At 66.4% G+C, this 7286-nt stretch carries 6 protein-coding genes; 1 reads left to right on the top strand and 5 read right to left on the bottom strand.

Annotation, left to right across the window (positions count from 1 at the left end):
- Positions 1 to 50: 50 nt before the first annotated feature.
- The 3 genes from QMX83_RS07360 to QMX83_RS07350 are packed head-to-tail and all read right to left on the bottom strand — an operon-like array spanning position 51 to position 2135.
- Positions 51 to 605, bottom strand: coding sequence for a hypothetical protein (locus QMX83_RS07360; RefSeq protein ID WP_282295968.1), 555 nt, complete (start codon positions 603 to 605; stop codon positions 51 to 53).
- Positions 602 to 1777, bottom strand: a complete 1176-nt coding sequence (locus QMX83_RS07355; RefSeq protein WP_282295967.1) for a TonB family protein — start codon at positions 1775 to 1777, stop codon at positions 602 to 604. The genes QMX83_RS07360 and QMX83_RS07355 overlap by 4 nt, the downstream gene beginning before the upstream one ends.
- Positions 1770 to 2135: a BlaI/MecI/CopY family transcriptional regulator gene (locus tag QMX83_RS07350; protein WP_282295966.1), complete on the bottom strand. Its 366-nt coding sequence runs from the start codon at positions 2133 to 2135 to the stop codon at positions 1770 to 1772. Before QMX83_RS07350 ends, QMX83_RS07355 begins: the two co-directional genes overlap by 8 nt.
- Positions 2136 to 2265: 130 nt before the next feature.
- Here QMX83_RS07350 and QMX83_RS07345 point away from each other — a divergent pair, with 130 nt between their 5' ends.
- The gene (locus QMX83_RS07345) at positions 2266 to 4218 is read left to right on the top strand and encodes an acetyl-CoA hydrolase/transferase C-terminal domain-containing protein (protein ID WP_282295965.1); all 1953 of its coding nucleotides are present in this window, start codon (positions 2266 to 2268) and stop codon (positions 4216 to 4218) included.
- 415 nt (positions 4219 to 4633) lie between these two features.
- Here the strand turns inward: QMX83_RS07345 and tkt are convergent, their stop codons facing one another.
- Both tkt and QMX83_RS07335 read right to left on the bottom strand, forming a co-directional pair.
- Positions 4634 to 6643: a transketolase gene (gene tkt, locus QMX83_RS07340; RefSeq protein ID WP_282295964.1), complete on the bottom strand. Its 2010-nt coding sequence runs from the start codon at positions 6641 to 6643 to the stop codon at positions 4634 to 4636.
- Positions 6644 to 6801: 158 nt separating this feature from the next.
- A complete protein-coding gene (locus tag QMX83_RS07335; protein WP_282295963.1) occupies positions 6802 to 7227 on the bottom strand; it encodes a hypothetical protein in 426 nt (141 codons plus the stop codon).
- Positions 7228 to 7286: the final 59 nt, after the last annotated feature.

Here is a 7286-nt window from a genome sequence, read left to right as displayed (position 1 = left end):
GCCCGGCTGTGCTTACCTTGCAGAGCAGCCGGGCAGAGCCCGGCTCTACGTCAGTGTTGGCGCACGATGTGCTGGCCTTTCACGATTTCGAAGGTGAAGGCATACAGCAGGCTGACGGCCACCGGCTCGACGCGCGCGGCATCACGGCAGTCGCCGCGGTCCTTGGGCACCTTGCCCTCGGCGAATGTGCACACCGCCGCGGGTGAGTAACGCCACTGCGCCACGGCATCCTGTGCGGCCTGCACCAGCACCGCGTTCTCCGCCGCAGCACCGGCCCGGCATTCGGGTCGATCATTGAGCAGCACGCTGCGCTCAACCGCGCCTTCAGCATCCACCACCACCTGCAGGCAGACCTGAGTCGGAGCAAGCTCCCGGCGTGAATCGCGCTCGCCCACCACCGGTGGTGGACCCGCGTACAACTGCGGCATGCGATAGCCCTCGGTCGCTGCCAACGCATACGTCGCCGGCGCGCCGCTACCACCAGCGGCGGCCGCAGCCAGCCGCCGGTGGTCCACGTTCTCGCTGCGCGTGTCCACCGCGGTGAGGGTGGGCTGGCTGGCGCAGCCGGTGAGCAGCAGCACCGCCAGCAGCGCCCGGCCCCTCATGGTGCGGGAGCCTCGTCGTTCATTTCGAACGTGACGGGAATCTTCAGTGCGGACGCCACCGGCTTGCCATCACGCAGCGCCGGTTTGAATGTCCAGGCGCGCGCCGACGTCACCGCCGCATCGTCGAAGACACCCGCCGGTGTTGCGCTCAGCACGCGCACATCGGTTACCCGCCCGTCTGCGCCCACCTCGACACGCAGGTCGACCTTGCCTGACACGCCTTGCTCGAAGGCGGCCACCGGATATTTCGGCGCGGTAGTATCGATCACCTGGGCATCCACCGTGCCGGCGTCGCCCGCCTGACTGGCCCACGCCATGGTGCAAAGTCCAACGCACAGCCCCACCACCAGCACCTGGCCAGCTACCCACGGCAACGCCTTCCGCTTGTTCTGCTTCAACATGGCAATTCGCTCCTTCAACATCGGCTGGCTGCGCCAATGGCAGGCCATCGGTGCAACCGGGTGGACCAGCTGCGCTTTGAGCAGCGTGCTGGCATAGAGCCGGCGCAGGGCCGGATGCGGATCCACGGTGCGCGCATCGCAGGCCAGTTCCTGGTCACACAGAAAGCGGCGCGTCGCCCACGGCACCAGCGGGTGGAACCAGAACACGCAGCGCAGCCCGGCAACGGCGAGGTTGGCCCAGTGATCGCCATGGGCGCGATGGCTGCGTTCGTGCTGCAGGACGAGGTCACGTTCGGCCGCACTGAAGCGATGGTCGAAATCCGGCCCCACCACGATGCGCGGAGCCAGCACGCCTATCAGTGCCGGCAATCCGGGGTCCGCACTGGCCTGCCAGCTGCCGTCGGGACGTGGCGACAGCGACCCCATCGCCCGCTCGAAGCGGCGTTGCGCGCGCATCTGCAGCACCGCCATCCCCAGCGCGCCCGCCAGCCACACGGCGACCAGCAGTGCGGGCCACAGCGGTGCTTCGGCCGGTAGCAGCGGCGCATTCAGCGCCTCCCCGAACGCGCGCACCGGGGCGGCCTCGATCACCGCCGGCACGGGCACCGGCAGCAACGGAGCCAGCAGCGCCAGCGGCAGCAGCCACCAGCTGCGGTACACCATTCCGGCACCGCCCAGCCGCTTCAGCAACGGGCGCGCCAGCGCGATCAGCAGCACGGCAATCGCGCCCCAGACACTGGCAAGCAACAAGACCTGCAGCAGACTAGTCATGGTCCAGCTCCTGAATTAGCTTCTTCAACTCGGCGATGTCCTGCGCGCTCAACTCCCCGCGCTGGCTGAAATGCGCGACCAGCGGCGCGACGCGGCCCGCAAACAGCTTGTCCAGCAAGCCACTGCTCTGCTCGGCCACCCAGCTCTGGCGCTGCAGCACGGGCGAGTACAGATACCGGCGACCATCCCGGCTGGCGCTGATCGCCCCCTTGGTGAGCAGGCGGTTGAGCAGGGTCTTGATCGTCGGTTCGGCCCAGTCGCGGTCGGCCAGCGCGGCCACTACCTCATCGGCCCCGAGCGGATGCCGCGCCCACAGCACTTCCATGACAACCGCCTCGGCTTCGCTGATCTGGCTCATCATTTACACCCGTAATCGACGGATTGATTACGCACGTAATCGAAGTCGATGTCAAGTCCGTGTCAACACCGGATTCATGGGCGCGCTGCCACGATCCTCGGAGATTACACGCTGGGCAGGACCGCACTGGATGACCGATCACCTCACCGACCTGGACGCCGTCGTCGATTGGCTGCTGCAACGGGTAGATGGCCCGCTGCGCATCGGCGCGCCGCTGGCGCTGGGCAAGCCGCACCGCCTGCTCAACGCGCTGTACGCGCGCGTTGAAAACGACAGTTCGCGACCGTTGCAGTTGTACACCGCGTTGTCGCTCAACCCACCGAAGCCACCCTCGGGGGGACTGGAAGGCCGCTTCATGGCCCCGTTCGCCGAGCGCCACTTCGGCGCGGACTTCCCGCGTCTGGCCTATGCTGACGCGGTGGCGCGTGACCGCTTGCCAGCGCACGTGCAGGTGGAGGAGTTCTACATGCAGTCCGGCGCGCTGCTGGGCTCATCACAGGCGCAGCGCGGCTACACCAGCCTGAACTACACGCATGCGGCCGATGCCGTGGCGCAGCGCGCCCCGCACGCCATCGTGCAGAAGGTCGCGATGCGCCCGGACGACCGCCGGTTGTCGCTGTCGTGCAACAACGACATCACCCAGGACACCTTGGACGCGATGACCGCGCGCGGCCTGCCCCGCCCCCTGATGATTGCCGAGATCGACCCGCAACTGCCGTACCTGGGCGGATCGGCCACGGTGGACGTGAGCTTCTTCGACCTGGTGATCACCCCACCACCGCCCTACCCGGCCTTGTTCGGCCTGCCGCGCCAGCCGGTCAGCGACGCCGATTATGCGATTGGCCTCTACGCCAGCACACTGGTCCGCGACGGCGGCACGCTGCAGATCGGCATCGGCACGCTGGCCGACGCGATCAGCCACGCGCTCGTGCTGCGCCACACCGACAATACGCGCTACCGGCAGATCCTGCGGGCGCTGGATCCGGAACTGGAGCAGCACCCGACCGTTCTGGAATGCGGCGGTCTCGACCCATTCGAGGTCGGCCTGTACGGCTGCAGCGAGATGCTCAACGAAGGCTTCCGCCGGCTGGTGCAGACCGGCGTGATCCGGCGCAAGGTGCACGACGATCTGGCGCTGATGCAGCGGATCGAGAATGGCAGCACGCTGAGCATCGACCACGCCACGCTGGAAGCGGAAGGCGAATATCTGCACGGCGCTTTCTATCTGGGCTCGCCGGACTTCTACCAGTGGCTGCGCGACCTGCCGGAAGACGAATGCCGGGCCATTGGCATGCGCCGGATCAGCGAGATCAACCAGTTGTACGGCGGCAACGAGACGCTGGAGCGATTGCAGCGACGGCATGCGCGTTTCTTCAACTCGTGCATGATGGCGACCGCCCTGGGCGCAGCGACCTCCGACGCACTGGAAGACGGGCGCGTGGTGTCGGGTGTGGGTGGGCAATACAACTTCGTGGCGATGGCCCATGCCCTGCCGGAAGCGCGCAGCGCACTGATGTTCCGGGCCACACGCGAGGATGCGCGCGGACTGCAGTCGAACGTGCGTTGGAACTATGGGCACACCACCATTCCAAGGCACCTGCGCGACATCTACATCAACGAGTACGGCATTGCCGACCTGCGCAATCTCACCGACGAGGACTGCGTGGTGAACATGGCGGCAATCACCGATGCCGCATTCCAGGAGGAGCTGCTGCAGACAGCGAAGTCGTCAAAGAAGCTGGAGGCATCCTTTGCCGCGCCGGGACGATGGGGCGAGCGCAACCGCGCCGCAGCGGTCAGTGCGGCGCTGGCCCCGTTCCGTCAATCGGGCGAGCTGCCGGACTATCCGCTAGGCAGCGACTTCACCGAGGTGGAGCAGCATCTGGTGAAAGCGCTGGGGTGGTTGAAGCAGAACACCGTCACGCGCAGTGGAAAACTGCGCACGGTGCTGGCGGCGTTGCGCCAGCCGGCTGGTGATGGCGATGTGGTGTATCTGCAGCGCATGGGATTGGAGGCACCGACGACGTTTGGCGAGAAGATCGAAGCGCGGCTGGTGCGGTTGGGGTTGGCGCGGACGGGTTGACGCCATGGTGGGTGGATGCCAAATCAACGGCGATGTTGATCCGGGGTCATGCGTTACCGGATGTTGGGGATTTCAGTGCCGTCGTCTGTCGACCGACGCTACCGGGCCGCAACCGCGCGTGGGTTTGGATTTTCGATGGCCACCGACGCACTGTCGATGGCGGTTCGGGGTGGGCTGGAGGGGGCGTGAGCGGCATGGATGCCGCGACCGAGGCTCCATGGACGGATTCACGCCGTCCCCCGGAACGCCCATCCCGAGCCGCCAACACACGGAACCGATGACCACCGGCTGTTCGCCAAAAACCAACAGCAGCCGGGCAGTGCCCGGCGACACGTAGTCAATCGAGTACGGCAGACCAAACAAAACGGCGCTCACCGTTGCCAGTGAGCGCCGTTGGGTTTCAAGCAGACAACGATCAGTTGGCCAGCTGCGCCTTGGCGGCGGCGACCACGTGCTCGGTGGTGATGCCGAAGTGCTTGTACAACGCGTCCGCCGGAGCCGAGGCACCGAAGGTGTCGATACCGACCACCGCACCGTCCAGGCCCACGTACTGGCGCCAGAAGCCGGTCACGCCCGCTTCCACCGCCACGCGATTGCGCACCGCGTTCGGCAGCACCGCTTCGCGATAGCCCGCGTCCTGGCGTTCGAACACGTCCGTCGACGGCATCGACACCACGCGGGTCTTGATGCCGGCGGCGTCGAGCTCCGCCTTGGCCGCAACCGCCAGGCTCACTTCCGAACCCGTGCCGATCAGGATCACGTCCGGCACGCCGCCTTCGGCGTCGGCCAGCACATAACCACCGCGGGCGATCTGCGCCACCTGCTCCGCGTTGCGCGGCTGGTGCGGCAGGTTCTGGCGGCTGAACACCAGGCAGCTCGGGCCGTCCTGACGGGTGATCGCCGACTTCCAGCTCACCGCCGATTCCACCGCGTCGCACGGACGCCACACGTCGTTGTTCGGGATGTAACGCAGCGAGGCCAGGTGCTCCACCGGCTGGTGGGTCGGGCCGTCTTCACCCAGGCCGATCGAATCGTGCGTGTACACGTGGATCGCATGCGCCGGAATCAGCGCGCTCATGCGCACGCCGTTGCGCGCGTAGTCGCTGAACACCAGGAAGGTCGCGTCGAACGGAATGAAGCCGCCATGCAGCGCCAGGCCGTTGGCAATGGCGGTCATGCCGAACTCGCGCACGCCGTAATACACGTAGTTGGCGTTCGGGTCGTCGGTCGCGACCGACTTGCTCGCCTTCCACAGGGTCAGGTTCGAATGCGCCAGATCGGCCGAACCGCCGACCAGTTCCGGCAGCAGCGGCGCGAACGCCTCGATCGCAAGCTGCGAGGCCTTGCGCGACGCGATGGTCGGACCTTCCGCCTGGACCTGCGCGATGTAAGCGTCTGCCCTGGCCAGGAAGTCTTCCGGCAGCTCGCCACGCGAACGACGGGTCAGTTCTTCAGCTTCCGCCGGGAACTGCGCCGCGTACTTGTCGAACTGCTGTTCCCATTCGGCCTGGCGCAGGGTGCCGGTGCCGCCCGCACGCCAGCCGGCGTAGATCTCTTCCGGAATCTCGAACGGACCGTAGTTCCAGCCCAGCGCCTTGCGGGTGGCTTCCAGTTCGTCCTTGCCCAGCGGTGCGCCGTGGCTGGATTCCTTGCCCGCCTTGCCCGGCGAACCGAAGCCGATGGTGGTACGGCAGCAGATCAGGGTCGGCTTGTCGAACTGCGCCAGCGCGCTGTCAATGGCGGCCTTGATGCTTTCCGGATCGTGGCCGTCGACGCCGCGCACCACGTTCCAGCCGTAGGCTTCGAAACGTTCGGGGGTGTTGTCGGTGAACCAGCCTTCGGTGTTGCCGTCGATGGAGATGTGGTTGTCATCCCAGAAGCAGACCAGCTTGCCCAGGCCCCAGGTGCCGGCCAGCGAGGCGGCTTCATGCGACACGCCTTCCATCAGGCAGCCGTCGCCCAGGAACACCCAGGTGCGGTGGTCGACGATTTCGTGCTCAGGGCGGTTGTAGCGCTGTGCCAGCAGCTTTTCCGCAAGCGCGAAGCCAACCGCGTTGGCCAGGCCCTGGCCGAGCGGACCGGTGGTGGTTTCCACGCCCGGGGTTTCATGGCGTTCCGGGTGGCCGGCGGTCTTGCTGCCCAGCTGGCGGAACTGCTTGAGCTGCTCGATCGGCAGGTCGTAGCCGCTCAGGTGCAGCAGCGCGTACTGCAGCATCGAGCCGTGGCCGTTGGACAGCACGAAGCGGTCGCGGTTGAACCACTTCGGGTTGTTGGGGTTGTGACGGAGATAGTCGTTCCAGAGCACTTCGGCGATATCGGCCATGCCCATCGGCATGCCGGGATGTCCGGACTTGGCGGTTTCGACCGCATCAGCGGCTAGGAAGCGGATGGCGTTGGCCAACTGGCGGCGGGTGGGCTGCGTCATGGTTCTGTCGGGGTAGGAGGCGGCCGCGGAGCTGCGGGCGCGATATTGTCCCATAGTCGACCGACCGGGTCAGGACAGGATCGTCAGGCTTGTGAAGGCTGGCCCCGGAAACAGAAACGCCCCGCTGGGCGGGGCGTCTGGGATCACGGTGAGGCCGATCAGGCTTCGCCGGTGGCCGCGTTGATCACGGCGCACATCGAATCTTTCTGGAACTTCTCGCCGGTCATGTAGCCGGCCGGGGTCATCTTGATGATCTTGACCTTCGACGAGCTCTTGCCTTCCGGCGTGATCACCACGTTCCACGGCAGGGTGATCTGGCCGCGGCTGCCGTTGGACACGCTCTGCTCGAACATCAGCAGGCCCGATTCCTTGTCTTCCGACTTGACGGTCAGACCGGAGGACACGCCTTCGACCTTGATCCGCTTGAACGCCACATCCGCGCTCACCGGGACGATGTCCCAGTTGCTGAAGCGACGGCCCGCCAGATAGCTGCCTTCCACTTCGTAGTTCGGGCATTCCGACTTGGCGCTGACGTCAAAGGCCAGCATTCCGAGTGCGGCCACCACCAGATACATCTTCCTCATGTGTATTGCTCCTTTCCCCGCACGGTACCAACCCCGGCACCTTCCATGCGCCGGGGAAG

The organism is Stenotrophomonas sp. PS02289, from assembly GCF_029960115.1.
Classification (GTDB): domain Bacteria; phylum Pseudomonadota; class Gammaproteobacteria; order Xanthomonadales; family Xanthomonadaceae; genus Stenotrophomonas.
The sequence above is the reverse complement of the archived record's forward strand: the minus strand, read 5'-3'. Positions and strand labels throughout refer to the sequence as shown.